This window comes from Kitasatospora sp. NPDC093806 (assembly GCF_040683335.1).
Taxonomy (GTDB): Bacteria; Actinomycetota; Actinomycetes; order Streptomycetales; family Streptomycetaceae; genus Kitasatospora.
Map to the genome: position 1 here is coordinate 54,396 of NZ_JBFBDO010000014.1, position 26,164 is coordinate 80,559.

Below are 26,164 nucleotides of genomic sequence, written 5' to 3' on the forward strand. Positions count from 1 at the left end.
GCACGACTGGACCACTCGTACGAACGGTCCCGGCCGTTTTCCGGCCGCGTCGGCGCGCCCTCGCGCCGGCCGGCCACCCGGGCGTCAGCGGGCCACCCGGGCCACCCAGGCCGCCGGGTCGTGGATCTCCTCCTTGGTGGGCAGCGTGTTCGGCGAGGTCCAGACCCGGTTGAAGCCGTCCATCCCGACCCGCTCCACCACGCCCCGGACGAAGACCGCGCCGTCCTGGTACTGGCGGAGCTTGGCGTCCATGCCGAGCAGCCGGCGCAGCACCAGGTCGAGCCGGTTGGCGCCGCGGTCCCGGCGCTGCTGGAACTTCTCCCGGATCTCCGCGACGCTCGGCACCACGGCCGGGCCGACGCCGTCCATCACCACGTCCGCGTGGCCCTCCAGGAGCGACATCACGGCGGTCAGCCGGCCCAGGATCTCCCGCTGGGCGGGCGACTGGACGATCTCCAGCAGCCCGGCCGACGGGGTGTTCTCGGCCCGGCCGCCGAGGCCCGGCAGGCCCGCGCCGAGGGTGCCGGCCGCGTCCCGCAGCCGGTCCAGCAGCGCGCCCGGGTCGACGTCCGTCTCGGCCAGGAAGGACTGCACCTCGGACTGGATGTGGTCGCGCAGCCAGGGCACCGCGGTGAACTGGGTGCGGTGGGTCTCCTCGTGCAGGCAGACCCAGAGCCGGAAGTCCGCCGGGTCGACGTCCAGCTCCCGCTCGACGTGCACGATGTTCGGCGCCACCAGCAGCAGCCGGCCCGGGCCGGGGCCCTCGGGGCCGAGCCGCGGCTTGTCGAACAGCGCGGCCGGGCTGTCCGGCGCCTCCAGCGAGGGCTCCGCCGGGGCGAAGGTCTCGTACTGGCCGAGCACCTTAGTGGACAGGAACGCCAGCAGCGCGCCGACCTCGATACCGGTGGCCTTCTCCCCCACGGTGCCGAAGACCGCGGCGGCGGAACCGTTCGTCCGGCGTGCCTGCAGCTTGTCCACCAGCGGCTGGACGATGGTGCGGAAGCCCGCGACGTTGGCCCGCACCCAGCCCGGGCGGTCCACGATCAGCACCGGGGTCGCGGCCGCCTCGGTCAGGCTGGTGGAGCGCATGCCGGTGAACTCCCGGACGTGCTCCTCGGCGGCCAGCGCGTGCCGGCGCAGTTCCCCGACCACCGCGGCCGCCTCGGCCCGGCTCACCTCCGGCCCCGGCCGCACCAGCCTGGTCGCGGTTGCGACCGCGAGATTCCAGTCGACCATGTCGGCACCGCCACTCGCGCTCGTCATGCCCTCACCGTACGTGCTCTCGTCCGCCGGGGGGAGCCACAATGGCCGGTCGATGACCGGCGGATGGCGGTCGGCGGCCGACGGGCGGCTTCCGGACGGTGGTCGGGCGGCTTCCGGACGGGCCCCTCGGCCGCCGCCGCGGTCAGTGGCAGCCGCAGGCCGCCAGCCGGGCCACCACCCGGTCCATCGCGGCGCGGGCGGTGTCGGCGGCGGCGGAGGTCCGGGTCATCACGGCGAACGAGAGCAGCCGGCCGTCGGCGTCCACCACCGTGCCCGCCAGGGTATTGACGCCGCTGAGGCTGCCGGTCTTGGCCCGGACCAGCCCGGCCGCCTCGGCCGCGCCGGAGCCGGAGCCGAACCGCTTGCCGAGGGTGCCGGTGAAGCCGGCGATCGGCAGACCGCTCAACACCGGTCGCAGCACCGGGTGCTGGTCGGAGGCGGCCAGCACGAGCAGCTTCACCAGGACCAGCGGCGGGATCGCGTTGCCGGTGTGCAGGCCGCTGCCGTCGTTCAGCGTCACCCCCGTCATCGGCACGCCCAGCCGGGCGAGTTCCTGGGTGACGGCGGTGGCGGCGCCCTCGAAGCTGGCCGGCTGGTGGGCGGCGATCGCGGCCTGCCGGGCCATCGCCTCGGCGAGGGTGTTGTCGGAGGTGGTGAGCAGCCGCTCGACCAGCCGGGCCACCGTCGGCGAGTCCACCCGGCCGAGCACCGGGGCGTCGGCGGCGGCCGGGGCGGCGGCGGGCTTGGACTTGCCCTGGACGGTGATGCCCTGGGCCTTGAGCAGTCCGGCGAAGGCCTCGGCGGCCTGGCCGGCCGGGTCGGCGACGCGGGCCGGGGCGTCCTCCCGGCTCTTCGGGTCGACCTTGCCCTCGTCCACCATCAGCGACTGGACGAGGGCGATGTTCTCGCCGTCGTGGTTCTTGTGCTGCGGGCTGCCGGCGTACAGCGAGAGGTCGTAGTCGAGGGTGACGGTGGTGGTGCCGGCGGTCTTCAGGGCGGCCGCGGTCTGCCGGGCCAGCGCGTCCAGCGAGGCGGGGGCGGTGTCCGGGTCGGCGGGCAGCCCGGCGATCTGCACCTGGTCGGCGGGGAGCGCGGTCAGCGTGGGGTCGCCACCACCCACGAGGGTGATCCCGCCGGGGGCCGCGCCCTTGACGACCCGGGTGGTCAGCCGGGTGTCCCCCGGGATCAGCGACAGGGCCGCCACCGAGGTGGCCAGCTTGGTGGTGGAGGCGGGCGTGGCGGCGGCGTTCTCGCCGCTGCCGTAGAGCAGCCGGCCGTCGGCGGCGTCCGCGACCGCGAGGCCGACGGTGCCGAGGCTGCGGTCGGCGAGCACGGTGGCGAGCGCCTGCTGGAGGCCCTGGGCGGTGGGCAGTCCGGAGCCGGCCCCGGCCTCGGCGGCGGCCAGCACGGGGGCGGCGGGGGCCGGGCGGGCGGGCGGCGCGGTGGGCGTTCCGGCGGTGGTGCTGCTCGCGGACGGGTGGGGGGACTCGCTCGCGCCCTTGTTCTTGGGCTTGGGGCCGGCGGTCTTCTCGTTCTTCTCGCTCTTCTTTCCGTTGCCCTCGTCCTGGTCGCCCTCCCGGTCGTGGCCGTGGCCCGCACCGCGGCTCGGGCTCGCCGATCCGGTCGCGCTCGCCGATCCGTTCGGGCTCGCCGTTCCGCCGGGGGTGGCCGTTCCGCTCGGGGGCGCGGACGGCTGCGCGTACGCGCCGCCCGAGGTCAGCACCGTCCCGGCGACCAGCACCGCCGCCCCGAACAGCCCCGCGGCCGTCCCCCCGCGGCGGCGCCCCGCCCCAGCCCCAGCTCGCACCGACCCGGCCCCTTTCCTGAGCACTCACTCCCGTAGGAGACACTTGGATTCTGTCAGTCCCTACCTTGGAGGAACCGTTGGAGTTCGACGTCCTTATCGAAATCCCGAAGGGCTCTCGTAACAAGTACGAGGTCGACCACGAGACCGGCCGTCTGCGGCTCGACCGGATGCTCTTCACCTCGACCCGCTACCCGGCCGACTACGGCTACGTCGAGGGCACCCTGGCGGACGACGGTGACCCGCTGGACGCCCTGGTCATCCTGGACGAGCCGACCTTCCCCGGTTGCCTGATCAAGTGCCGCGTCATCGGCATGTTCAAGATGACGGACGAGGCCGGCGGCGACGACAAGCTGCTCTGCGTCCCGGCGACGGACCCGCGCTGGGAGCACCTGCAGGACATCCACCACGTGTCGGAGTTCGACCGCCTGGAGATCCAGCACTTCTTCGAGGTCTACAAGGACCTGGAGCCCGGCAAGTCCGTCGAGGGTGCCAACTGGGTCGGCCGCACCGAGGCCGAGGCCGAGGTCACCGCGTCGATCAAGCGCCTGGCGGACCAGGGCGGTCACTGAGCCGTCGTGCCCATCTCGTCCGCCCGGCGGTTCTGACCGCCGGAGCGGGTCCGGGGTAGGTCGAGGCAGTCGAAGGCCGGGGTTCGCGGATTCGTTTCCGCGAGCCCCGGCCTTCGCCGTTTCCTGGCAGGCTTCTTCCCGACACCCTGTCGGCAACCCTCCAACTTAGGTTAGGCTAACCAAATCCGTCGGAGGCGTCATCGACCCCTGGAGACCCGCATGCCCATCACCGAGCAGCCCGTCGCTCCGTTCTCCACCGTGCTGCGCACCGCGAGCGCCGCCGAACACGAGGCCGCGGAGCACTCCACCTTCATGAGCCGCCTGCTCGGCGGTCACCTGGGCGTCGAGGCGTACGCCGACCTCACCGGCCAACTCTGGTACGTCTACCAGGCGCTGGAGTCGCGCTCCGCCGCACTGGCGGAGCACCCGGCAGCCGGCCCCTTCATCGACCCGGCCCTGTTCCGCACCGCCGCCATCGAACGCGACCTGGCCCACCTGAACGGCCCCGACTGGCGCGCGACGCTCACCCCGCTCCCCGCCACCGCCGCGTACGCCGCCCGAGTGGAGGAACTCACCACCGAATGGCCGACCGGCTACATCGCCCACCACTACACCCGCTACCTGGGCGACCTGTCGGGCGGTCAGATCATCCGAGGGATAGCGGAGAAGACCTGGGGCTTCGAACGCAAGGGCGACGGCGTCCGCTTCTACGTCTTCGACGAGATCGACAACCCCGCCGCCTTCAAGCGCGACTACCGCGCCAAGCTCGACGCCGCCGGCCTCACCCTCACCGACGCCGACCGCCACCGCGTCGTCGAGGAGTGCAAGCGCGCCTTCCAGCTCAACGGCGCCATCTTCCGCGACCTCGACGCCCGCTACCCGCAGACCGCCTGAGCATCCGAACGATCGAACGCCTCGGAGCAGGAAGCCGGCCGATCCGGCTTCCTGCTCCGAGGCGCTTCACCGGGCCCTCCCGGGAGCGGTGCAGCGGGATCCCCCGGGCTCCGATGGTGTGCGTCGAGCACGGTTCCTGGTACTGATGGGGTGTGCGCTTTGACAGTGTCCCGATACCGCCGTCCGTCGATGCCCGGCCCCGCGACGTGCGTGGCTACCCCGTTCCGGCGATCACGCCGTGGGAGGGCGAGCAACCCCAGTTCGCGCTCACCGACTACGGCCGCAGTGCCGACTGCGCGCGAGGGCGGCTCTGTTCGGTCTGCAACCTGCTGATGCCCAAGGGTCCGGTGTGGCGGGTGGTGGGTGAGACGGAGAGCGCCGCGATCGCCGAGGCGCTGGCGGCCGGACGCCCCTACCGCAATCTCTCCCCGACCCTGGAGGGCCCCGGCCACCGCGCGTGCATGCTCTACGCCTCGATGGTCTGCCCGTACCTCGCCCGGCCCAACGCGCGGCGCAGGACGTCGGCCGAGCAGCCGGACGACCTGACCGGACACGTGGTCCGGGGCGCGGTCCGGGGCACGACGGGCGCCGTGGTGGGGTTCGGCGACTACGAGTACGGGATCACCGAGACCCGGGTGCTGTTCCGCTTCCTCGACGTGGTGGAGTTCCTGCCCCACGACAACGCGGACGAGCATCTCGCGGACCTGAGAACGGAGTTGGACCGCCTGGCCGGTCGCTGACCCGGCCGGGCGGTCCCTCGGTCCTCGCGCGGGCGGCCCGCCGCCCGTCGGGATCAGCCGCGGTAGGCCGGCAGGCCGACGCGGCTGGTGACCACGGTGGGCTTGGCGGCACCGCTCGCCGGGAGGGTGACGACGCCCTTCGGCGTCCGGGCGGCGATGGTCCTGCCGTCCGGCGAGAAGGTCGGCTGGGTGTAGTCGGTGGTGGCCTTGGGGGTGAGGTCCTTGGCGACCTTGTCGTGCACGCCCTGCACGAAGAGGTGGTCGTGGCCCTGCACCGAGCGGACGAAGACGACGTCCTCGCCGTCGGGCGAGAGCGCGGGCTGGGAGCCCTTGGTCAGCACGTCGCTCTGCGAACGCAGGTAGTCGTCGTGGATGTAGACGGTGCCGGTACCGGGGTTGGCGTAGACGGCGGTGCCCGCCTTGCTGCTCGCGTTCGGCCAGATGTTGCCCGTCTGCGGCACGGAGGGGCCGTCGATCCCACCCGAGACGGACAGCTCGGCCGGCTGGCCCTGGACGGCCGTGGCGGGAATGGTCTCCAGGCGGGAGACCCCGTCCTTCCTGGCGACGAAGAGGATGTTGTTCCTGGCGGGCAGCCCCGCCGCCGCGTAGGCCGGAACCGTCTGCCAGGTGGGGTGGTTCCAGTTCTGTCCGCCGGGGTTCTTGGCCACGGTGACCTGGTGGCCGCCGTCCGGGTCGGAGATGACGAGGTTGCTCGCACCGTCGATGAAGACGGCCTTGCTGCCGTCCGGGGACCAGGCGAGGTCCCGCACGACGGTGCGGAAGTCGACCGTCTTGCCGTCGATCTGCACATACCGGGTGCCGTTGCTGACGGTCAGCACGTTGTGCTTCAGCCCCTTCGAACCCGCGGCACCGAGCGAGGCGGCCTGGGCGGCCGGACTGACGGTGGCCACGAGGCCGAGCGTCAGGGCGGCGACGGCGGCGAACTTCGCGGCGCGGGACGAGGACTTGCGGAACGAAAGGGCCTTGCTCATGATCGGTTCCCCCTGGAACGACGTGATGGTCCGGTGCGGCACCAGAGCCGCGTCCGCCACCCCCGGCGGACTGTCGTCCGCTTGTTCGGCCCCTCGCTGCTCCGTGCGATGAGAGAAGCCTGTCAGCCGTCCTTCGCTGATCAGTACGCCAACCGTCACAGACGTGAAACAGCGTCACGCGATCCACACAACGCGACGGAGCAGGACGTCGGACCGGCCGACTTCCTGCGCCGAGCACCGTGGCCCTCGCTCGGATCGGGCGAGGGCCACAGGCATTCATCCACGGGTATCAGGCGCCGAGGGACGCACGGTGGCGGGCGAGGGCGGTGGCGCCGCCGCCGAGGAGGAGCAGGCCGCCGGCGGTGGCCAGGATCGGTACGACCGGGGTGTCGGAGCCGGTGGCGGCCAGGGTGCCGGAGCCGCCGATCGTGGTGCCGGTCCCGGTGCCGGTGGTGGTCAGGGAGGCGCCGGTGAGCGTTCCGGTGCCGGTGCCCGTACCGGTGCCTCCGGTGGTGCCGACGGCGCCGGGGGCGGCGGGCGGCGGGGTGGTGGCGGGCGGGAGCTGGGCGGCCTTGTCGAAGGCCAGCGAGACGGTGACCGGGTCGAGGGCCTCGCCCGCCTTGTAGTTGGCGAAGGCGGGCACGCCCTCGGCGGTCAGCGTGGCCGGGACGGCGTTGAGCGTCACCACGCCGTTCACCGGGGCGAGGTTCGCCTTGGAGAGGTCCAGCTTGGCGATCCGGGCAGCGGACAGGGAGGTCATCTTCCCGTCCATGGACTTGGCATTGACGTCGGCGGTCAGGTACGCGCCGTCCTTGTCGATGCTCAGGCCCAGCTTGGAGACGGTGGTGTCCAGCTGGTAGCCGCCGCCCGCGACCGGGTGGCCGAGGAAGCGGACCGAGCCGGCGAAGCCCGCCGACAGGGTGTGGCTCTTGGTGTTGTAGCTGCCCTTCGCGCCGCCGAAGCGGTAGTCGGCCGCGCCGCCGCCGAACTCCACCTTGCCGTTGGCCACCGGGCTCTGCAGGTACTTGCGGAAGCTCTCCTTGACCTGCCAGTCCAGGGTGCCGTTGACGACGGCGAGTTCACCGCCGGCCGGCGGGGTGCTGGTGGCCGGGGCGGACGGGGTGGGGCTCTTGGCGGGGGTGGTGGTCGCCGACGGTGAGGCGGTCGTGGTGGGGGAAGCGGTGGCCGTGGCGGTGGTGGAGGGAGTCACGGACGGCGTGGCGGACGGGGTGGGCGAGGTGGTGGCGGTGGGTGAGGACGTGGGCGTCACGGTCGGGGTGGCGGTCGGGGTGACGGTGGGCGTCGCCGTCGCCGTGGGGGTCGGGGTGACCGGGCTCTGCTTGAGCAGCAGCGCCAGCGGGTCCATGTCCGTCCCGGCCTGGTAGAAGCCCGCGAACGCCTTGGCCCCCTGCTCGGTGAGCTTCGCCGCCGTCGGGACGCCGGTGGTGGTGTCGCGGCCGACGGTGAACGTCACCAGCGGCACGTCGTCCCGCCGGGTGATCTCGGTGGCGCCCATCGACTCCTTGGACGCGGTGTCGGCGGTCAGCGTCCCGGTCGTCCCCGCCGTGGTGATCTTCAGGTCGCTGAGCGCGATGTCCAGCGCGCCGTGGTGCGCGGTGAACCGCACCCCGCCGGTGAAGGAGGAGCTGAGCGCGTGGGTGCCCAGGTCGTAACTGGCGCTCGCCAGACCGAAGTGGAAGGTCCCGTCGGCGTTGGTGGTCGCGCCGCCGGTCAGCTCCACCGCGCCCTGGCCGACCGGCCCGGTGACGTAGTTGCGGAAGCTCGCCTTCACCCCCCAGTCCAGCGCGCCGGTGTCGTACGTGACGCTGCCCGGCGCGCCGGCGCCGAAGGCGAGTGCCGGGGCGCCGACGGCGGTCAGGCCGAGGCCGGCGGTGACGGCGGCCAGGGCGGCCAGCCGGATGCGGTTGCGGGACATGGGGGTACTCCGTTCGGTGGACGGGTGAAGGTGGGGCGGCGGTCAGGCCGCGTCGGTGGGGGTGCCGCGGCGGCGGCGGAAGGTGAACAGGACGGCGGCCACGGCCAGGACGGCCGCGAGCACGCCACCGGCCACCACGGCCGCCGTCGGGACGCCGTCCGAGCCCTCCGCGGCCGCCGCCACCGGGGTGGCGGACGGGCTCGGGGTGGCGGTGGGGGGCGCGCTCGCCGGGGCGCTGCCGATGTCCGGCAGCGGCGGGAGCGCGGCGGCCGGGTCGAGGGCGACGGCGAAGCTCAGCGGGTCCAGCTCGGTGCCCGCCGGGTAGAGGCCGCCGAAGGCCTGGACGCCCGACTCGGCGAGCCGGAGCGGGAGTTCGACGGCCTTGAGCAGACCGCCCTCGGTCTTCAGTCCGGCCGGGTCGAAGGTGGCCAGCTCGACGCCGGTGAGCCGGCGGGTGGTGCCGTCCGGCGTGCGGCCGGAGACGTCGGCGCGCAGCGTCCCCTTGCCGTCGGCGACGGTGACGCCGGGGTCGGCCAGGGTGAGGTCCAGGCCGTAGCCGTCGCCGTTCTTCAGGCCGGTGAAGCGGACGCTGCCGGTGAAGGCGGCGGTGAGCGCCCCGGTGGCCGGGTCGTGCTCGCCCTTGGCGGGGGTCCAGCGGAAGAACGCGCCGCCGTCCGCCGCGCCGCCGGCGACCTCCCAGCGGCCCTGGGCGATCGCGCCGGTGACGTAGTCGCGGAAGGTGCGGCGGACGCCCCAGTCGAGCGCGCCGTTGCCGAACGAGGTCGGCGCGGCGGACGGCGCGGTGGACGGGCCGGCGGGCGGAGCGGTGGCCGGGGCGCCGGTCGGAGTCGCGCTCGGGGCGTCGGACGGCGCGGCGCTCGGAGTCGCACTCGGAGTCGCGCTCGGAGTGGCGGACGGCGGGGCCGCCGCAGTCGGCGCCGCCGTCGCCGCGGCCGCCGGGAGGTTGACCGACAGGTTGACCGGGTCCAGCGCCGTCCCGGCCGGGTAGAAGCCGCCGAAGGCCTTGGCCCCGGCCTCGGTCAGCGTGGCCGGCACACCACTGAGCGTCAGCGTCCCCGCCGCCCCGCGCAGGTCGACGCCGGCCAGCGAGAGCTCGGCGAGCTTGGCCTGGCTCGCACTGCTGACTTGCCCGGTCTCCCGGGACTTGCTGCTGACGTCCGCGTACAGCCCGGCCGCCGCGCCACCCCCGGCGGCGCGGAAGGTGAGCCGGCCGATGCTCAGGTCGAGCGCGTTGACGCCGTTCTCCTGGTGCCCGGTGAACCGGACCCCGCCGGAGAACGCGGCGGTCAGCGCGCCGCTCGCCGGGTCGTAGCTCCCGGTGGCGGAGTGGAACCGGAACCCGCTGCCGGCGACCGTGGCCGCGCCGCCGGTGAGCGCCCAACTCCCCTTGGCGATCGGCCCGGTGAGGTACGTCAGGAAGGACTGCTTGATCCCCCAGTCGAGCCGCCCGCCGGAGACCCTGCCCTCCGCGGCCACCGCCTGCCCGGGCAGCACGGCGACCGTCAACAGGGCCGCGAGGGCGGCCACCAGGGTGGCGGCCAGGCGACGGAGCCGACTGGACAGAGGCAACGCGGATCACTCCTCGGCACGGCGGGGGGAAGCAGCGGGAAGCGCAGCAGGGACGAAGGGTCGGTACACCACCGACCCCTTGCGGAACTGAGGTAAGGCTAACCTAATATATGAGTCAAGAGCCCCGCCGGGAACCGCCCGCACCGGGCACCGGAGGCGGCGACAACTGCCAGCGAAGGGGCCGACGTTGAGCCGCAGCACCACCCGAACCCGGCGGACCCGCGGGCCCGCCCTCCTGCTGCTCGCCCTCGGCCTGCTGCTCTCCCTGACCGCGCTGACCGCCTGCGGCGCGGCCACCGGCACCGCCGGCGCGGCCGCGCGGCAGGCCGCCGCCACCCGCGCCCCGGACACCGTCGAACCGCTGCCCGGCGAGCCCGCCCCGCGGCTCCCGGCCACCACCGCCTCCGCCGACGGCCGGCCGACCACCGTCACCAGCGCCGAGCGGATCATCCCGCTCAACGGCAGCCTGGCCGAGATCGTCTTCAGCCTCGGCCTCGGCCCCAAGGTCGTCGCCCGGGACGTCTCCACCACCTTCGAGCAGGCCGCCGCCCTGCCCGTGATCACCCAGGCCCACGAGGTCTCCGCCGAGGGCGTGCTCTCGCTGCACCCCACCGTCGTCCTCGCCGACCGCTCCACCGGCCCCGCCGAGGCCGTCGAGCAGATCCGCGCGGCCGGCGTCCCGCTGCTCGTCCTGGACGACGCCAAGCGGCTCGCCGACGTCGGACCGCGCATCGACGCCGTCGCCGCCGCCCTCGGAGTCCCGGACGCCGGGCGGCAGTTGAAGGAACGCACCGAACAGCGGACGACCGAGGTCCGGGCCGCCCTGCCCGCCGTCGACCGCCACCCCAAGGTCGCCTTCCTCTACCTGCGCGGCAGCGCCTCGGTCTTCCTGCTCGGCGGCCCGGCCTCCGGCGCCGGCTCGCTGATCGAGGCGGTCGGCGGCGTCGACGCCGGCACCGCCGCCGGACTCACCGGCGACTTCACCCCGCTCACCAGCGAGGCCCTGGTCAAGGCCGCCCCGGACGCGATCCTGGTGATGGACAAGGGACTCGACTCGGTCGGCGGCGTCGACGGCCTGCTCAAGCTGCCCGGCGTCGCCCAGACCCCGGCCGGCCTCGACCGCCGGATCGTCTCCATCCCGGACGGCCAGCTGCTCGGCTACGGCCCGCGCACCCCGCAGGTGATCCGCGAGCTCGCCCGCCAGCTCTACCCGGAGACCGCCAAGTGACCACCGCCGCACGGGAGACCGGGCAGACCCGCGAGACGAGCGCCGCCCGCACCCGGCGCCGCCCCCGCGCCCGGACCACCCTGATCACCCTCGGCCTGGCCGCCGCCCTGCTGCTCTGCGCCCTGCTCGCGGCCGGCATCGGCGCCTACCGCATCCCGCTCGGCGACATCCTCGCCTCCGCCGCCCACCGGCTCGGCCTCGGCGGCCACCCGCTCGACCGCGTCCCCGAATCGGTGCTCTGGAACGTCCGGCTCCCCCGGGTGGTGCTGGCCCTGCTGGTCGGCGCCTCGCTCGGCTGCGCCGGCGCCCTGATGCAGGGCGTCTTCGGCAACCCGCTCGCCGAACCGGCCGTGATCGGCGTCTCCTCCGGCGGTGCGGTCGGCGCGGTCGGCTGCATCGTGCTCGGCCTGGACGTCTTCGGCACCTGGACGGTCACCGTCTTCGCCTTCGCCACCGGCCTGCTGACCGTCTTCGCGGTCTACGCGATGTCCCGCTCCGGCGGCCGCAGCGAGGTGGTCACGCTGCTCCTCACCGGGGTCGCCGTGAACGCCTTCTGCGGCGCGCTGATCGGCCTCTTCCTGTTCACCGCCGACACCGCCGCGATCAGCCAGGTCACCTTCTGGCAGCTCGGCTCGCTCTCCCAGGCCACCTGGGGCAAGGTGCTCGCCGTTCTCCCGTTCGCCCTCGTCGGCCTGGCCCTCGCCCCGCGCCACGCCCGGCGGCTGGACCTGCTGGCGCTCGGCGAACGCTCCGCCCGCCACCTCGGCGTGGACGTCGAACGGATGCGGCTGACCCTGATCACCGTGGTCGCCCTGCTCACCGCCGCCGCCGTCGCGGTCAGCGGCATCATCGGCTTCGTCGGCCTGATCGTCCCGCACCTGCTGCGGATGGCCGCCGGACCCGGCCACCGCTTCCTGCTGCCCGCCTCCGCGCTCGGCGGCGCGTTCGTCCTGGTCGCCGCCGACCTCGCCGCCCGCACCCTCGCCGAACCGGCCGAACTCCCGCTCGGCGTGCTCACCGGGCTGATCGGCAGCCCGTTCTTCTTCTGGCTGCTGCGCCGCACCCGGACCAAGCAGGGAGGCTGGGCATGAGACTCGGCATGAGGCCGCGCAACCGATCCGACGCCCCCGAACGCCCCGCCCCCGGCACCGAACTGCTCACCGCCGAGGCCGTCCGGCTCACCGTCGGCGGACGCGAACCGCTCACCGGCGCCGACGTCCGGGTCACCGCCGGCGAGGTGGTCGCGCTGCTCGGACCGAACGGCGCCGGCAAGTCCACCCTGCTCTCCGTGCTGGCCGGCGACCTCCCGCCGACCGCCGGCGAGGTCCGGCTGGCGGGCCGCCCACTGGCCGGCTACCGGCCCGCCGAACTCGCCCGGCGGCGCGCGCTGCTGCCGCAGGCCGCCGCCCTCTCCTTCCCGTTCCCGGCGGACGAGGTGGTCCGGATGGGCCGCGCCCCCTGGGCCGGCACGGCGGCCGCCGCCGAGGACGACGCGGTGGTGGCCGAGGCGATGGCCGCCACCGAGTCCACCGCCTTCACCGGACGGCCGTTCACCGCGCTCTCCGGCGGCGAACGGGCCCGGGTCGCGCTGGCCCGGGTGCTCGCCCAGCGGACGCCGCTGCTGCTGCTCGACGAACCGACCGCCGCGCTCGACCTGCGCCACCAGGAGCTGGTACTGCGCCTCGCCCGGGCCCGGGCCGCCGCCGGGGACGGCGTGGTCGTGGTGCTGCACGACCTCACGCTGGCGGCGGCCTACGCGGACCGCGTCGTCCTGCTGACCGGCGGCGCGACGGTCGCCGCCGGGCCGGTGGCCGAGGTGCTGCGCGCGCCGCTGCTCAGCGAGGTGTACGGGCACCCGGTCGAGGTGCTGCCGCACCCGCGCACCGGGGTCCCGCTGGTCCTGCCCGAGCGCGGGTGACGGGGCGCGGGTGACGGGACGCGGGTGACGGCCGGCCCGCGCCGTCAGCCCGCGCCGTCAGCCCTCGCCGTCGGCCTCGTCGTCCAGCCGGAAGCCGATCTTCAGGCCGACCTGGATGTGCTTGATCCCGCCGTCCGCGAGGTGGCCCCGGATCTGCGTCACCTCGAACCAGTCGAGGTTGCGCAGCGTCCGGGAGGCCCGCTCGACGCCGTTGCGGATCGCGGCGTCGATGCTCTCGGTCGAGGACCCGACGATCTCGGTCACCCGGTACACGTGCTCGCTCATGACGGACTCCCTCAGCTGTGCGACGGCCCCCGTCCACCGTGCACCGGAGCCCGCCCGCCCGCACTCCGGCGACCGCCGGACAGGGCCCGCGGGTGTCCCTAAAAGGCCGCCCGGATCTCTCCCACCGGGACGCCGCCGCCGAACAGCGGGGCGGCGGCGATCCGGTCGAGGGTGCCGTCCTCGGTGGTGACGCCGAGCCGGCGCAGGGCGGCCGCCAGGACCGGCCCGCGGGCCCGCTCCGCGCCGTCGTCGATCTTGAAGGCGAGCGCCCGCCCGTCCGGCAGCGCCACCACCTGGACCGCCTCGGCGCCCATCTTGGAGAGCGCGCCCGGGACCGCCCGCATCAGCCAGGTGTCGGCGCGGCGGGTGCCGGCCACGTACTCGGGGTGCGCGCGCATCGCGTCGGCCACCCGGCGCTGCGGGGTGCCGGGCTCGGCCAGCAGCAGGGCCCGGTAGCCGCGGGCCAGGCCGGTCAGGCCGACCGCCAGCAGCGGCGCGCCGCAGCCGTCGACGCCGAGGTGCGCGGCGGGCTCGCCGACGGCCTCCTCCAGGGCCTCGCGGGCCAGCAGCTGGATCGGGTGGGCGGGGTCGAGGTAGCTGTCGACGGGCCAGTCGTTGGCCACGCAGGCGGCCAGCCAGCCGGCGTGCTTGCCGGAGCAGTCCATCAGGATCGGGGCGCGGTCGCCGCCGGACTTCAGGAGCAGCTCGGCCTCGGTGTCGTCGAGCGGGAGGTCGGCCGGGGTCCGCAGGGCGGTCTCGTCCAGGCCGGCCTCGGCGAGTATCCGCCGCACGCCGTCAAGGTGAAACGATTCCGCAGAGTGGCTGGAGGCCGCCAGCGCCAGCAGCTCGCCCTCGATCGCCAGCCCGGCCCGCAGCGTGGCCACCGCCTGGAACGGCTTGGCGCAGGAGCGCGGGAAGACCGGCGCGTCCGGCGTGCCCAGCGCGAACTCGACCGAGCCGTCGGCGGCCAGCAGCACCAGCGAGCCGTGGTGCCGGCCCTCGGTGAAACCCGAGCGGACGACCTCGGCGAGCACGGGCAGGGCGGCGGAGTGGGACATGGCGGAAGCCTTCCGGAGGGTGAGGGTGGGCCGGGGGCGAGCCGGGCCCGACCCCGCCCCCGGCGCCGCACCCGTCAGAGCGGGCCGCCCGCGAGCAGGTCGTCGACCCGCGCTTCCCCATCACGGTACCTGCGGGTGATCTCCGCGTTGCAGCCGTCCGCCGTCCGCAGCAGCCGCTGCCGCCGCCCGGACACCTCGCGCTCGTGCGCGCGCAGCCGTTCCAGCGCCGCCAGCAGGTCCTCGGCGGGGTGCGCGGGCAGGTCCGCCAGCTGGACGTCGCCCATCAGCGCGTCCGCCTCCAACTGGGACTGCTCGCCGCGCGGCGGCCCCAGCGTGACGTGCCGGGCCGAGCGGCGGACGGTGGACGGCGCGTCCGTCAGGATCGCCGCCAGCCGCGCCAGCAGGGCGCCGGCCGGCTCCCCCGGGTCCGCCTCGCCGTCCGCCTCCGCCGGGCGGGCCGCGCCGCCGGGGCGGCGGTCCAGCTCGGCGAGCAGGATGTCCATCCGCCCGTGCAGCAGCCGCCGCAGGTAGGAGAGGTCGGCCTCCTGTTCCAGGGTCTCCCGGCGCAGGGTCCGCAGCTGGTCCAGGCCCAGTCGGCCCAGGTCCGGCCCGGGGCCGGACCCGGGGTCCTCGGACACCCGCCCGTACCGGTCCTGCGCCGCGCTGATCGCGTCCATCACCCAACCACCTGCCGTCGTCCGATCCCGCCCGCTCGCGGCACCCCGTCGTCTGCCGCCGGTCCGGCCCGTTCCCGTCGCGCACGCCCGGTGGCGCGCACCCGTGACGTTCCCGGGCGTCCCGGAACACGCCCGGACGCCCGGCGGAGGTTCCCGCCCCCGGCCGGGGCCACCCGTGGGGGCGACCCGGCCGGAACGCCTGACCTACCGGCTCGACCGCCCGGCCGAACCGGGCCCGGCGCGGCGGACCTTGCGCCCCGGACCCCTCGTACGGTCCACCAGCGTGCCACTCCGCCCCACGCCGCCGCACCGCCCGTGCACCCGAACGGCCCCCTGGCGAAGAGGGGTGGCTGATACGACCGAAGCTTTCCGCTGGGAGAGCGGCGCCAAGGAGCGCGCAGGCGTACGCTACCCGGCGCGCGCCAGGCCTCAGAGCGCCCCCAGGAGGCCTGCGGGCGCCCCCTCCCGGAAGCCCCCACCGGCTCCGGCAGAATGGCCGCATGCGAGCAGTGGTGCAGCGAGTGACCGAGGCCCGGGTGACGGTGGCCGGCGAGACCGTGGGCGCGATCGAGGAGCCGGGCCTGTGCGTCCTGGTCGGCGTCACCCACGACGACACCCCCGCCAAGGCCGCCCAGCTGGCCCGCAAGCTCTGGACCCTGCGGCTGCTGCCGGCGAACGACGAGGGCGTCGAGCAGTCCTGCTCGGACATCGGCGCCCCGCTGCTGGTCATCAGCCAGTTCACGCTCTACGGCGACGCCCGCAAGGGCCGCCGCCCCACCTGGAACGCGGCCGCGCCCGGCCCGGTCGCCGAGCCGCTGGTGGACGAGGTGGTCGCCCAGCTGCGCGCGCTCGGCGCCAAGGTCGAGACCGGCCGGTTCGGCGCGGACATGAAGGTCGCCCTGGTGAACGACGGCCCGTTCACCGTCCTCGTCGAGATCTAGCCGGGCGGCCGGGCGGCTACTGCGGGACGATCACGTCCTGCGTCCCCGGCACCGTGCCGGCCAGCAGCACCGCGTCCACCGGCACGTTCCGCTTCACCACGGCCAGCGCGATCGGCCCCAGCTCGTGGTGGCGCGCCGAGGAGGTGACGACGCCGAGCGCCCGCCCCTGCGGGTCCGAGGCGAGCCGCACCTCCGTCCCGTGCGGGGGCAGCACCTCCTCGGTGCCGTCCAGGTGCAGGAAGACCAGCCGGCGCGGCGGACGGCCCAGGTTGTGCACCCGGGCGACCGTCTCCTGCCCCCGGTAGCAGCCCTTCTGCAGGTGGACCGCGGTGGCCAGCCAGTCCACCTCGTGCGGGATGGTCCGGTGGTCGGTCTCGAAGCCGAGCCGAGGCCGGTGGCCCTCGATCCGCAGCGCCTCGTACGCCCAGACGCCGGCCGCCGGGCCGTACCCCTTCGTCAGCGTCGCCAGCTCGGCGCGCGGCAGGAACAGGTCCCGCCCGTACGGCAGCTCGCGGACGGCCGCCGCGCCGTCGGTGGGGGCGGTGGAGCCGGCCGGCAGGTGGACCACCGCGTAGTCGGCGGTCGCGTCCGCCACCTCGACCCGGTAGAAGAACTTCATGCTCTCCAGGTAGCCGATCAGCGCCTGCTGGGTGCCCGGCTCGACGTGCGCCCAGGTGGTGGTGCCGTCGTCGACCAGGTAGAGGGCGTGCTCGACGTGCCCGTTCGGGGAGAGCACCAGCGCCTCGGTGGCCTGCTGCGCCGGCAGCGCGCTGACGTGCTGGGTCAGCAGCAGGTGCAGCCAGCTCAGCCGGTCCTCGCCGGTGACGGTGAGCACGCCGCGGTGCGAGAGGTCCACGAACCCGGTGCCCCGGGCCAGGTTGCGTTGCTCGCGGAACAGGTCACCGTAGTGGGCGGCCACGCCCTCGTCGGTCCCCTCGGCGGGGACGGCTCCGGGCAGCGCAAGCAGCGGACTCTTCAGACCGGTCATACCGGCAAGCTTACGGCTGCTCCCCGGCGCGCTTGGCGGTGCAGTCGGCGCAGCGGCCGAAGATGGCGAAATGCTTGAGGTCGGTGTCGAAGCCGTGCCGCGCGCGCAGGCTGTCGATCAGCGGCTGGGCGATCTCGGTGCCGGTCTCGGTGACCTGGTCGCAGTCCCGGCAGACCAGGTGCAGGTGGTGGTGCCGGCCGGCCAGGTGGTAGGTCGGGGCGCCGTGGCCGAGGTGGGCGTGCGAGACCAGGCCGAGCTCCTCCAGCAGCTCCAGGGTCCGGTAGACGGTGGAGATGTTGACGCCGCTGGCGGTCTGCCGGACGTGGCAGAGGATGTCGTCCGGGGTGGCGTGGTCGAGCGCGCCGACCGCCTCCAGGACGAGCTGTCGCTGCGGGGTGAGCCGGTAGCCGCGCTCGCGCAGGTCGGCCTTCCAGTCGCCGGAGAGCTGCCAGTCGGTGGTGCCGGTGTCCGCCACGGGTCCTGTCCCTGCCAAACGTCGGGGGTCCTGGAAACAAGTGTAGGGACCGGCCCGGGGCCGGTCCCTACACGAATGCGCCGCGGTGGGCTGTCACGCCTACTTGAAGAACGCGATGCCGTCGTCCGGCAGGTCGTTGATGTCCTTGATCAGCTGCGCCGGGCTGAGCACCTTCTTCAGCTGCGCGGACATGTACGGCCGCAGCGACACGTTCGGGGCCGCCTTCTCGCCCACCCAGAGCAGCTCCTCGTTGACGAAGCCGTACAGGCGCTTGCCGCCCGAGTACTCCGGGGAGCCCTCGATCCGGGCCACCGCGTCGGTGGAGACGTCGATCTGCGGCTTGCCGTCGGCCAGCTCGCCGTACCAGATCTCCACCGTGCCGTCGTCGCGGACCGAGGAGATCTCGATGCCGCGGACGCCGCTGGTGCCCTGGTGGTTGCTGGTGATGCGCCAGAACGCGTGCTCGTTCTCCAGCGGGCGGACCTTCTCGCCCTCGTTGTCCAGCACCCAGGTGCGGGAGCGGAACTCCAGGAAGGGCCGTCCGTCGTGGCGGATGACGATCTCCTGGCCGAAGTTGCACTTCTCGGTGCCGGGGAAGTCATAGACGCCCGCGCCCTCCCAAGTGCCGAGGAGGAAGGCGAGCGGGACCACGTCCCGGTGGAGGTCTGAGGGGATCTCGATCATGTTCCTGGTCGCTGTCGTCGGTGCGGGGCTACTCCAACCGTACGGCAGCCGCTCAGCGCTGGCCCTGGTACAGCTTCATCACCGAGAAGATGGCGAACCAGGTGATCAGCACGGCCATCAGGGCCAGCAGACCGTCGAAGAAGATTTCCAGACCGGACACGGGTGGCTCCCAGGCGGCGACAGTGTGGTGGATTTTGCTGGCGCTCACTCTATCGGGAGGGTGCCGACGGGTCGCGGTGAGCCCCACCACGTCGGCGATCCCGTGGCTAGGGTGGCGGTATGTCGAAGAAGCTTGTCATCAAGGTGACCGCCGGGGCGGACGCGCCGGAGCGGTGCTCGCAGGCGTTCACGGTGGCGGCGGTGGCCGCCGCCAGCGGGGTCGAGATCTCGCTCTGGCTGACCGGGGAGTCGTCCTGGTTCGCGCTGCCGGGGCGCGCGGCGGAGTTCGAGCTGCCGCACGCGGCGCCGCTGCCGGACCTGCTGGAGTCGATCCTGGCCGCCGGCACGGTCACGCTGTGCACCCAGTGCGCGGTGCGGCGCGGGATCGAGCCGAAGGACACCGTCGAGGGTGTCCGGATCGCGGGCGCCCAGGTCTTCGTCAGCGAGATCATGGCCGACGGCGTGCAGGCGCTCGTCTACTGATCCCGGTGATCGGGGCGGTCCCGGTCGTGGCCGGGCTCGTCCCACTTCGGGTCCTCCCAGCGCGGGTCGTTCCACCAGTCGTCCTCGGGGTCGCGCTTGTTGGCGAACACCGCGGCGGCGGGCGGGATGACCATCGCGACCACGCACATGCCGATCGCCGCCGGGACGGAGAAGAACCGCACCACTCCCCAGGCCAGGACGAAGAGGCCCAGGCAGACGCCCATCATGGCGAAGTAGTAGCGGCGGCGCCGACGGGACTGCACCCTTCCACGGTATGACCGAGGGCCCCTGCGTGGCAGGGGCCCTCGGTCATACATTCCGCCGATCCGCCGATCAGACCGCGATCGCGACCTCGGTCAGGTTGCCCTGGGAGGCGACCACCTGGCGGTCCACGGTCTGGCCCGGGATGAGCGCCCGCAGGGTCCACTTGCCCGGGCGGGCGAAGAACCGGAACTGGCCGGTCGCCGAGGTGGGCACCTCGGCCGTGAACTCGCCGCCCTCGTCGAGCAGTCGGACGTAGCCGTTGACCGGCTCACCGTCGCGGGTCACCGAACCCTGGATGATCGTCTCGTTCGCCACGTCAACTCCTGCCAGGTCCGGGCCGCCGGCCTTCGCACCGCACATTGTCTTGTTTCCCTTCTGCCTTACGGGTGGAGCCGGTGGCTCAGTTGCCGAGCTCGATCGGCACGCCGACGAGGCTGCCGTACTCGGTCCAGGAGCCGTCGTAGTTCTTCACGTTCTCCTGGCCGAGCAGCTCGTGCAGCACGAACCAGGTGAGCGCGGAGCGCTCGCCGATGCGGCAGTAGGCGATGGTGTCCGTCGCCAGGTCGACGCCCTCGGCCTCGTACAGGGCCTTGAGCTCGTCGTCGCTCTTGAAGGTGCCGTCGTCGTTGGCGTTCTTGGCCCACGGGATGTTGCGGGCGCTCGGCACGTGGCCGGGGCGCTGCGACTGCTCCTGCGGGAGGTGCGCCGGGGCGAGCAGCTTGCCGGAGAACTCGTCGGGCGAGCGGACGTCGACCAGGTTCAGGGTGCCGATGGCGGCGAGCACGTCGTCGCGGAAGGCGCGGATCGAGGAGTCGGCGGCCTGCGCCGTGTACTCGGTCGCGGTGCGCTGCGGCACCTCGGAGACCAGGTCTCGGGAGTCCAGCTCCCACTTCTTGCGGCCGCCGTCGAGCAGTCGGACGTCACCGTGGCCGTACAGCTTGAAGTACCAGTAGGCGTACGAGGCGAACCAGTTGTTGTTGCCGCCGTACAGGACGACGGTGTCGTCGTTGGCGATGCCCTTGGCGCTGAGCAGCGCCTCGAAGCCGGCCTGGTCGATGAAGTCGCGGCGGACCGGGTCCTGGAGGTCCTTCTTCCAGTCGATCCGGACCGCGTTGCGGATGTGGTTCTTGTCGTAGGCGGAGGTGTCCTCGTCGACCTCGACGATGACGACCTTCGGGTCGTCCAGGCGGGCCTGGACCCAGTCGGCGTCGACCAGGACGTCGCTGCGGCTCATGGTGATGTTCTCCATCCGGGGGCGGTTGGCGGAAGGTGTCTGCGGCTGCTGCTTTGCTGCTTCGGGGGCTGCGGCTCAGCGGTGGTGCGGGTCGCCCGTCGACGGCCGGTCCGAATCCCTGTCCGAATCGTGGGACGGGAGGCGGTGTGCGGCACGGCCGGGCGCTGCTCTGCGGGGTACGGCGACGAGGCCCGGCCGGAAGGGCCGGCGCAGGTCACCGGAGAAATCGGCGGCGGGCGGCAAATGCCCTGCCAGGACGCCGAGTTAACGCATTCGACACAGACAGGCGGCCACGCGGCACAGGTCTACCGCCCGCCGCTTCGTGAGGTCCGTCTGTCGCTTCATGCGGACGATGCTAGGGACACCCGATGCCCGCTGTCATCAGCGTATCGAATGCTGAGACCATATGGCTCGCATACTGGGATTTGACCCTTCCATGGGCATCGGGAACCAGCCGTGGCCTGCACGGCAGCCGCCCGGGGAGCCGCCAGGAGGCGGGAACGACACCGCTCCGCGGCCGGCGCTGGACAGCGCGTCTCGCGGAGCGGAACAGGAGGAGGGGGCGAGGCTCAGCCGATGAGCTTGACGCCCTTGCCGTCGAAGCTCAGCCGGAGGCCCTCCTCCAGCGGCGTGACCGCGGCCAGGTTCAGCCCGGCGGGCAGCGAGGAGAGGGTGAAGCTCATCGGGTCGAGGGTCGGATTGCTCAGCCCGGCCAGCACGGCGGCCATCGAGGTCAGCCGGAACCCCTCCACCGTCACGGTGTTGCCCTGGCTGCGCACCGAGCCCTCACCGACCGGGAACGGCCCCAGCGAGGCCTTGATCTTGCCCGGGCCGCCGTAGGAGAGGGTCAGCCGGCTGCCGCCGCCGAGCGAGAGCCGGGACGCGTTCGGCACCAGCTCCGAGGCTGGCGGCAGCAACTGGGACAGGTCCGCGTAGGAGATCAGACCGCTGCCCGTCCCGCTGTCCACGGTGGCGCTGGTCATGCCGTCGCTCACCGCGACACCCGCCAGCTCGGCCTTGAACGAGCGCAGCGCCACCTGGTGGCTGCCGTCCCCGACGGTCAGCCCGTCCGCCGAGATCCGGACCTCGTCCAGCTTCATCGACACGACCTGGGTGAGGAAGGGGAAACCCTCGATCGACACGTCCGGGCGCTGGCTCATCCGGCCGGTCTTCAGCAGCTGCTCGGCCGCCTCGTCCTCGGCCACGCCCACGGCGATCCGGTCGGCGCCCACCAGCACGCCCGAGAGCACCACCAAGCCGATCGTCGCCTTCAGCCAGCCGCGCATCGCTCTCCCCCGTCGTCGCCGGTCGCCGTCGCGTCCACCGGACCCGGCCGCTCCGGTGCGGCCGCTCCCGCACGACCGTACGACGTCCCGCCCCGGAGCATGGTTCCGGGGCGGGACGTCGTGGAGAGGGCCGGGGACACCCGGCGCGGGTCAGCCCAGCAGTGCGGTGGCCATCCAGACCAGCGGCGAGGCCACCGCGAGCGGCAGCGCCACGCCCGCCGTCATGTGCACGAACCGGGACGGGAAGTCGTACCCGGCCACCCGGCGGCCGATCAGCGCGCCGAGGCCCGCCGCCACGCCCAGGAACGGCGGGGCGCCGACCGCGAAGCCCAGGCCGACCGCCGCCAGCAGACCGAGCAGCGGGCCCAGCCACTTCGGACCGGGCAGCGGCGCCGCCGCGAGCAGGGTCGCCAGCGCGACCGCCCCGACCGCCGCCGGCACCCAGTCCGCCAGCAGCAGCGCGGTGCAGAGCACCGTCACCACGGTCGCCGAACCGAGCACCGTCAGCGCGTAGAACCGCTCCTTCGGATCGGCCGGCCGGAACGTCTGCAGCACCAGGACCAGCAGGAAGAACCCGCCCAGGGTGCCGACCACCGCCCCCGTGCCGTTCTCCGTGTCGGACAGCAGCACCGCCACGTCGGCCACCAGACCGGCCAGCGCGGCCAGTGCGATGCCCTGCCGGGCCGGCCACATGCCGTTCAGCCGGAACCAGCCGGCCGCCGTCAGGCCCTGGAGCAGCGCGACCACCAGGGCCAGCGCGAACTGCCCGAGCGCGGCGCCACCGGCCAGCAGGGCGGCCGCGCCGGCGGTGATCAGGGCCGGCTGGAGGCCCGGGTCGATGATCGGCGAACCGGTCCGGACGACGGGGGCCGCCGGGGCGGCCGCGGACGCCGGGGCCGGCTGCGCGGGCACCGCGGTCGGGCCGGGGAACGGTGCGGCGGGGGCCGCCTGCGGGTTCCTCGGCTGCTGCGCGTTCTGCGCGGCCCGAGCGGCGCGCGCGGCCCGGGCGGCGGCCGGGTCGGTCGTCAGCGGCTCCGGCTCCGGGGCCACCGGGCGCTTCAGCGTCATGGTGGGCTGGTCCAGCCCCTGCCCCGGCGCCGGAACCGGCGCCTGCGGGTAGCCGGGGGCCTGCGCGTGGCCGGGGGCCGGAGCCTGGGCGTAGCCCGGCGCCTGCGGCTGGGCGGGCGCCTGGAGGTGAGCCTGCGGGTAGCCCGGGGCCTGCGCCTGCGCCTGCGGGTAACCCGGGGCCTGTCCGTGCCGGGGTGCCCGGGCCTGCGGCTGTCCCGGAGCGCCCGTCGGCATCGCGCCCGACACCACCACCGGCGGGAGCAGCGCGGTGGCCGCCGCGTCCTCCATCGGCGGCACCGGGGGAAGCAGAGTGGTCGCCGCCGCGTCGTCCAGCGGCGGTACCGGCGGAAGCAGCGCGGTCGCGGCGTCGTCCACGCCCGGCCCCGCGCCGTACGCCGGCTGCCCGTACGGCTGCTGTCCGTACCCCGTCGGCGGCTGCCCCGGGTACCCGCTGTACGGCGCCTGACCGGCGCCGGGGGCGTGCGGCTGCGCCGCGAGCCCCTGCTGTGCATAGGGATCCGGCGCGTACGCCTGCTGCGGGGCGTACCCGTGCGGCGCCTGCTGGTCCTGGTACCCCTGCGGCGCCTGCGGCACCTGCCCGTACGGATACTGCTGCTGCGGATGCGGCTGGTAGGGCGGCTGCGGCCGGCCCTCGGGAGTCCCGTTCGTCTCGGTCACGCCGCTCACCCGCCCGCGAACGGCGGGAGGACCTCGACCGTGCCGCCCTCGGTGAGGGCCACGGTCGCGTGGTCACGGCCGCCCACCGGCGAGCCGTCCACCAGGTAGGAGCAGTGTCCCAGCAGCCGGACGAGCTTCGGCCGGTCCGCGTGCCGCTGCCTGGCGTCCGCCAGCGCCTCGGCGAGGGTCGCCGCCAGGTACGGCTCCTCGGCCACCCCGGCCTCCGACTTCGCCGCCGCCCAGTAGCGGATCGTGCCGCCCACCCGAACGGCGGCCGCCGGGTCGTGCCCGGTGGTCGCGCCCATGGCAACCCCTTCTCGTCGTCCTCGACCCGGGCCCGGTACCCCGGCCGGGTGCATCACCGGGGCGGCCGCGCCTCGCCCGGAAGGTGTACGCGCACGGTGCCGCCGATGTGCGTCCCCATGATGGCGTGTGCGCCCGCGCGAGCGGCAATCGCCCTGGCCGGCGCTCGGTCCGGCGCCCGCCGCGGGCGCCGTGAAGCTGTGGCCAGGCTCACCCGGGGCGCGTCCGAAAAGGCCGAACCGCCGGTTTCGGGCCCTCCCGGCGCGGGGGCCGGTCGGCTATCCTCGACCCCTGAGGGATCCGGGCAGAGTCGCCCCCGGATCCTTTTGTGCTTTCAGGACGCCAGTACGGACGTCCTTGCGAATCGTCGGCCCACCCCCGGCGCCACGCAGGGACCGCCCCGCCCGACTCGCGGCACAACGACGTGCCGGGACCAGGCCGGGGTGTCGGACGATCCCGGCTCCGGGCCGCCGCCCGGGACGGGACAGGACCGGAAGGTTCGCGGGATGAGCAGGGCAGGAACGGTGCACCGAGGGTTGCGGGACCTCCGGCGCGCGCCCCGTTCCGCCGTGCGCGCCGGCGAATCCTCCGGATCCCCCCGCGCGTCCGCCTCCTCCCCCTCATCAGCACCTGCGCCATCCGGCTGTGGCGGCAGCCGGGGTGCGACCGCGACGACCCGGAAAGGGGACTACCGGGTATGAGTTCTCTGCTCCTCCTCACCAACGCGCTGCAACCCTCCGCTGAGGTCCTGCCCGCGCTGGGACTGCTGCTGCACAACGTCCGGGTGGCCCCGGCCGAGGGGTCGGCCCTGGTCGACACCCCCAGCGCCGACGTCATCCTGGTCGACGGCCGGCGCGACCTGCCGCAGATCCGCAGCCTCTGCCAGCTGCTGCGCTCCACCGGCATCGGCAGTCCGCTGATCCTGGTGGTGACCGAGGGCGGCCTGGCCGCCGTCACCGCCGAGTGGGGCATCGACGACGTCCTGCTCGACACCGCCGGCCCCGCCGAGGTCGAGGCCCGGCTCCGGCTGGCGATGGGCCGGCTCCAGGTGACGGCCGACGACAGCCCGATGGAGATCCGCAGCGGCGACCTCTCGGTCGACGAGGCCACCTACTCGGCCAAGCTCAAGGGCCGGGTGCTCGACCTCACCTTCAAGGAGTTCGAGCTGCTCAAGTACCTCGCCCAGCACCCCGGCCGGGTCTTCACCCGGGCGCAGCTGCTGCAGGAGGTGTGGGGCTACGACTACTTCGGCGGCACCCGGACGGTGGACGTGCACGTGCGGCGGCTGCGGGCCAAGCTCGGCGTCGAGCACGAGGGCCTGATCGGCACCGTCCGCAACGTCGGCTACCGCTTCGTCGTCCCGGAGAAGCCGGAGAAGGGCGACCGGACCGACCGGCCCGAACCGGCCGCCCGACGCGCCCCCGCCCCCCTGGAGAGCTGACCCGCCGGCCGGGCGGGGCACGGTCCGCCCGGCCCGCCCGCCCGGCCTGTCCGCATTCGCCCCGCCCTGTCCCGGGCCGGCCCGCGCCCACCCCCGCACGGGCCGAAGTCCCCACTGCCCCACCACACGCCACACGCGTAGACTCCACCCGTGGCCAAAGTGACGCGCGACGATGTAGCCCGGCTGGCTGGTACCTCGACCGCGGTCGTCAGCTACGTCATCAACAACGGGCCGCGCCCCGTCGCGCCCGCCACCCGCGAGAAGGTGCTCGCCGCGATCGAGCAGCTCGGCTACCGGCCGAACAGCGTCGCGCAGGCGATGGCCTCCCGCCGCACCAACCTGATCGGCATGGTCGTCCCCGACGCCCGCCAGCCGTTCTTCGCCGAGATGGCGCACGCCGTGGAACGCGCCGCCTCCGAGCGCGGCAAGCTCGTGCTGATCGGCAACTCCGACTACGTCGACGACCGCGAGGTCCACTACGTCCGCGCCTTCCTCGGCATGCGGGTCTCCGGCCTGATCCTGGTCAGCCAGGGCCCCTCGCAGCGGGCCGCCGAGGAGTTCGCCGCCATGGAGGGCGCGAAGGTGGTGCTGCTGCACCGCCGCCCCGAGGCGATCGACGACGTCGCGGTGGTCACCGACGACGTGGGCGGCGCCGAGGCCGTCGTCCGCCACCTGCTGGAGGCGCACGGGCACCCGTACGTGGCCTGCTTCGGCGGCCCGGTCGAGTCCCCCGCCCCCGGAGACCCGGTCATCGACCACGTCGAGGGCTGGCAGCGCGCCATGGACGCGCACGGCCTGCCCACCGAACCGCACCTGATCGACGCGCCCTTCCACCGCTACGGCGCGTACGACGTCGCGCTGGAGGTGCTGCGCTCCCCGAACCGGCCGCCGGCGATCTTCTGCTCCACCGACGACCAGGCGATCGGCGTGCTGCGCGCGGCCCGCGAGCTCGGCCTGAAGGTGCCGCAGGACCTCGCGGTGGCCGGCTTCGACGACGTGCCGGAGGCCGCGCTGGCCGACCCGCCGCTCACCACCGTCGCCTCCGACCGCGACGCGATGGCCCGGGCTGCGGTCGACCTGGTGCTGGACGACTCGCTGATGGTGCCCGGATCGGACACCGAGCGGGTCCGCAAGTTCCCGTCGCGCCTGGTCATCCGGCGTTCCTGCGGCTGCACCCCGGAGCAGCCGGCCGAATAGCGCTGA

The 26,164-nt window shown here is 74.2% G+C and carries 28 protein-coding genes; 10 read left to right on the forward strand and 18 right to left on the reverse strand.

All coding sequences use genetic code 11. The features are described 5' to 3' along the window. Positions 1-84 precede the first annotated feature (84 nt). Together AB0N76_RS10785 and dacB are read right to left on the reverse strand one after the other, a co-directional pair. Positions 85-1,263 carry a zinc-dependent metalloprotease gene (locus tag AB0N76_RS10785; protein WP_363555426.1) on the reverse strand — a complete coding sequence of 393 codons (1,179 nt, stop codon included), beginning with the start codon at positions 1,261-1,263 and terminating at the stop codon, positions 85-87. A gap of 142 nt (positions 1,264-1,405) precedes the next feature. Further along, positions 1,406-3,070 carry a D-alanyl-D-alanine carboxypeptidase/D-alanyl-D-alanine-endopeptidase gene (dacB, locus tag AB0N76_RS10790; protein ID WP_363555428.1) on the reverse strand — a complete coding sequence of 555 codons (1,665 nt, stop codon included), beginning with the start codon at positions 3,068-3,070 and terminating at the stop codon, positions 1,406-1,408. Between the two features lie 77 nt (positions 3,071-3,147). On the opposite strand from dacB, the gene AB0N76_RS10795 reads away from it, so the two are divergent. From AB0N76_RS10795 to AB0N76_RS10805, 3 genes are all read left to right on the forward strand, one after another. Further along, positions 3,148-3,639 carry an inorganic diphosphatase gene (locus tag AB0N76_RS10795; RefSeq protein WP_350553205.1) on the forward strand — a complete coding sequence of 164 codons (492 nt, stop codon included), beginning with the start codon at positions 3,148-3,150 and terminating at the stop codon, positions 3,637-3,639. 219 nt (positions 3,640-3,858) lie between these two features. Next, positions 3,859-4,533 (forward strand): biliverdin-producing heme oxygenase, encoded by a 675-nt coding sequence (locus AB0N76_RS10800; RefSeq protein ID WP_363555430.1) that lies wholly within the window; start codon positions 3,859-3,861, stop codon positions 4,531-4,533. A 206-nt stretch (positions 4,534-4,739) separates the two neighbouring features. Further along, a complete protein-coding gene (locus AB0N76_RS10805) occupies positions 4,740-5,273 on the forward strand; it encodes a hypothetical protein (RefSeq protein ID WP_363555432.1) in 534 nt (177 codons plus the stop codon). A gap of 53 nt (positions 5,274-5,326) precedes the next feature. On the opposite strand, the gene AB0N76_RS10810 is transcribed toward AB0N76_RS10805, so the two are convergent. From AB0N76_RS10810 to AB0N76_RS10820, 3 genes are all read right to left on the reverse strand, one after another. Beyond that, a complete protein-coding gene (locus tag AB0N76_RS10810) occupies positions 5,327-6,265 on the reverse strand; it encodes a hypothetical protein (RefSeq protein ID WP_363555434.1) in 939 nt (312 codons plus the stop codon). Between the two features lie 289 nt (positions 6,266-6,554). Next, positions 6,555-8,201, reverse strand: coding sequence for an HtaA domain-containing protein (locus tag AB0N76_RS10815; protein WP_363555436.1), 1,647 nt, complete (start codon positions 8,199-8,201; stop codon positions 6,555-6,557). Between the two features lie 42 nt (positions 8,202-8,243). Continuing rightward, entirely contained in the window at positions 8,244-9,791 is a 1,548-nt protein-coding gene (locus AB0N76_RS10820; protein ID WP_363555438.1) for an HtaA domain-containing protein, read from the reverse strand. Positions 9,792-10,065: 274 nt separating this feature from the next. Here AB0N76_RS10820 and AB0N76_RS10825 point away from each other — a divergent pair, with 274 nt between their 5' ends. Genes AB0N76_RS10825 through AB0N76_RS10835 form a run of 3 tightly spaced genes read left to right on the forward strand, consistent with a single transcriptional unit; the run spans position 10,066 to position 12,937 of the window. Further along, positions 10,066-11,019 (forward strand): ABC transporter substrate-binding protein, encoded by a 954-nt coding sequence (locus AB0N76_RS10825; RefSeq protein ID WP_363555521.1) that lies wholly within the window; start codon positions 10,066-10,068, stop codon positions 11,017-11,019. Next, the gene (locus AB0N76_RS10830; RefSeq protein WP_363555440.1) at positions 11,016-12,110 is read left to right on the forward strand and encodes an iron ABC transporter permease; all 1,095 of its coding nucleotides are present in this window, start codon (positions 11,016-11,018) and stop codon (positions 12,108-12,110) included. Before AB0N76_RS10825 ends, AB0N76_RS10830 begins: the two co-directional genes overlap by 4 nt. Then, entirely contained in the window at positions 12,107-12,937 is an 831-nt protein-coding gene (locus tag AB0N76_RS10835) for a heme ABC transporter ATP-binding protein (protein ID WP_363555442.1), read from the forward strand. The genes AB0N76_RS10830 and AB0N76_RS10835 overlap by 4 nt, the downstream gene beginning before the upstream one ends. 57 nt (positions 12,938-12,994) lie before the next feature. On the opposite strand, the gene AB0N76_RS10840 is transcribed toward AB0N76_RS10835, so the two are convergent. From AB0N76_RS10840 to AB0N76_RS10850, 3 genes are all read right to left on the reverse strand, one after another. Then, positions 12,995-13,222, reverse strand: coding sequence for a dodecin (locus tag AB0N76_RS10840; protein ID WP_363555444.1), 228 nt, complete (start codon positions 13,220-13,222; stop codon positions 12,995-12,997). A gap of 98 nt (positions 13,223-13,320) precedes the next feature. Beyond that, positions 13,321-14,280, reverse strand: a complete 960-nt coding sequence (locus AB0N76_RS10845; protein WP_363555446.1) for an asparaginase — start codon at positions 14,278-14,280, stop codon at positions 13,321-13,323. A gap of 74 nt (positions 14,281-14,354) precedes the next feature. Next, positions 14,355-14,957 carry an ABC transporter substrate-binding protein gene (locus tag AB0N76_RS10850; RefSeq protein WP_363555448.1) on the reverse strand — a complete coding sequence of 201 codons (603 nt, stop codon included), beginning with the start codon at positions 14,955-14,957 and terminating at the stop codon, positions 14,355-14,357. A gap of 500 nt (positions 14,958-15,457) precedes the next feature. On the opposite strand from AB0N76_RS10850, the gene dtd reads away from it, so the two are divergent. Continuing rightward, positions 15,458-15,898 carry a D-aminoacyl-tRNA deacylase gene (gene dtd / locus AB0N76_RS10855; RefSeq protein ID WP_363555450.1) on the forward strand — a complete coding sequence of 147 codons (441 nt, stop codon included), beginning with the start codon at positions 15,458-15,460 and terminating at the stop codon, positions 15,896-15,898. Positions 15,899-15,914: 16 nt separating this feature from the next. On the opposite strand, the gene AB0N76_RS10860 is transcribed toward dtd, so the two are convergent. From AB0N76_RS10860 to AB0N76_RS10870, 3 genes are all read right to left on the reverse strand, one after another. Next, positions 15,915-16,877 (reverse strand): folate-binding protein, encoded by a 963-nt coding sequence (locus AB0N76_RS10860; protein WP_363555523.1) that lies wholly within the window; start codon positions 16,875-16,877, stop codon positions 15,915-15,917. 19 nt (positions 16,878-16,896) lie between these two features. Then, positions 16,897-17,361 (reverse strand): transcriptional repressor, encoded by a 465-nt coding sequence (locus AB0N76_RS10865; RefSeq protein ID WP_363555452.1) that lies wholly within the window; start codon positions 17,359-17,361, stop codon positions 16,897-16,899. Between the two features lie 99 nt (positions 17,362-17,460). After that, on the reverse strand, positions 17,461-18,045 hold the full coding sequence (locus AB0N76_RS10870) for an FABP family protein (protein WP_363555454.1): 585 nt from the start codon (positions 18,043-18,045) through the stop codon (positions 17,461-17,463). Positions 18,046-18,324: 279 nt separating this feature from the next. Between AB0N76_RS10870 and AB0N76_RS10875 the strand changes: the two genes are divergently transcribed. After that, a complete protein-coding gene (locus tag AB0N76_RS10875; RefSeq protein WP_363555456.1) occupies positions 18,325-18,687 on the forward strand; it encodes a DsrE family protein in 363 nt (120 codons plus the stop codon). Here the strand turns inward: AB0N76_RS10875 and AB0N76_RS10880 are convergent. The 7 genes from AB0N76_RS10880 to AB0N76_RS10910 form a co-directional block, all read right to left on the reverse strand. Beyond that, a complete protein-coding gene (locus tag AB0N76_RS10880; protein WP_363555458.1) occupies positions 18,681-18,950 on the reverse strand; it encodes a DUF3099 domain-containing protein in 270 nt (89 codons plus the stop codon). The genes AB0N76_RS10875 and AB0N76_RS10880 overlap by 7 nt on opposite strands. Before the next feature lie 70 nt (positions 18,951-19,020). Further along, positions 19,021-19,311, reverse strand: coding sequence for a DUF1416 domain-containing protein (locus AB0N76_RS10885; protein WP_030397542.1), 291 nt, complete (start codon positions 19,309-19,311; stop codon positions 19,021-19,023). 40 nt (positions 19,312-19,351) lie between these two features. Then, a complete protein-coding gene (locus AB0N76_RS10890; RefSeq protein ID WP_363555460.1) occupies positions 19,352-20,185 on the reverse strand; it encodes a sulfurtransferase in 834 nt (277 codons plus the stop codon). A gap of 264 nt (positions 20,186-20,449) precedes the next feature. Further along, the gene (locus tag AB0N76_RS10895) at positions 20,450-20,530 is read right to left on the reverse strand and encodes an Ms5788A family Cys-rich leader peptide (protein ID WP_350517234.1); all 81 of its coding nucleotides are present in this window, start codon (positions 20,528-20,530) and stop codon (positions 20,450-20,452) included. A gap of 224 nt (positions 20,531-20,754) precedes the next feature. After that, positions 20,755-21,471 carry a DUF2993 domain-containing protein gene (locus AB0N76_RS10900; RefSeq protein ID WP_363555462.1) on the reverse strand — a complete coding sequence of 239 codons (717 nt, stop codon included), beginning with the start codon at positions 21,469-21,471 and terminating at the stop codon, positions 20,755-20,757. Between the two features lie 150 nt (positions 21,472-21,621). Then, a complete protein-coding gene (locus tag AB0N76_RS10905) occupies positions 21,622-23,217 on the reverse strand; it encodes a hypothetical protein (protein WP_363555464.1) in 1,596 nt (531 codons plus the stop codon). A gap of 5 nt (positions 23,218-23,222) precedes the next feature. Beyond that, a complete protein-coding gene (locus tag AB0N76_RS10910; RefSeq protein ID WP_363555466.1) occupies positions 23,223-23,522 on the reverse strand; it encodes a MoaD/ThiS family protein in 300 nt (99 codons plus the stop codon). Between the two features lie 695 nt (positions 23,523-24,217). Between AB0N76_RS10910 and AB0N76_RS10915 the strand changes: the two genes are divergently transcribed. Both AB0N76_RS10915 and AB0N76_RS10920 read left to right on the forward strand, forming a co-directional pair. Beyond that, positions 24,218-24,961 (forward strand): response regulator transcription factor, encoded by a 744-nt coding sequence (locus AB0N76_RS10915; RefSeq protein ID WP_363555468.1) that lies wholly within the window; start codon positions 24,218-24,220, stop codon positions 24,959-24,961. Between the two features lie 150 nt (positions 24,962-25,111). Then, positions 25,112-26,158, forward strand: a complete 1,047-nt coding sequence (locus AB0N76_RS10920; RefSeq protein ID WP_363555470.1) for a LacI family DNA-binding transcriptional regulator — start codon at positions 25,112-25,114, stop codon at positions 26,156-26,158. Positions 26,159-26,164 lie beyond the last annotated feature (6 nt).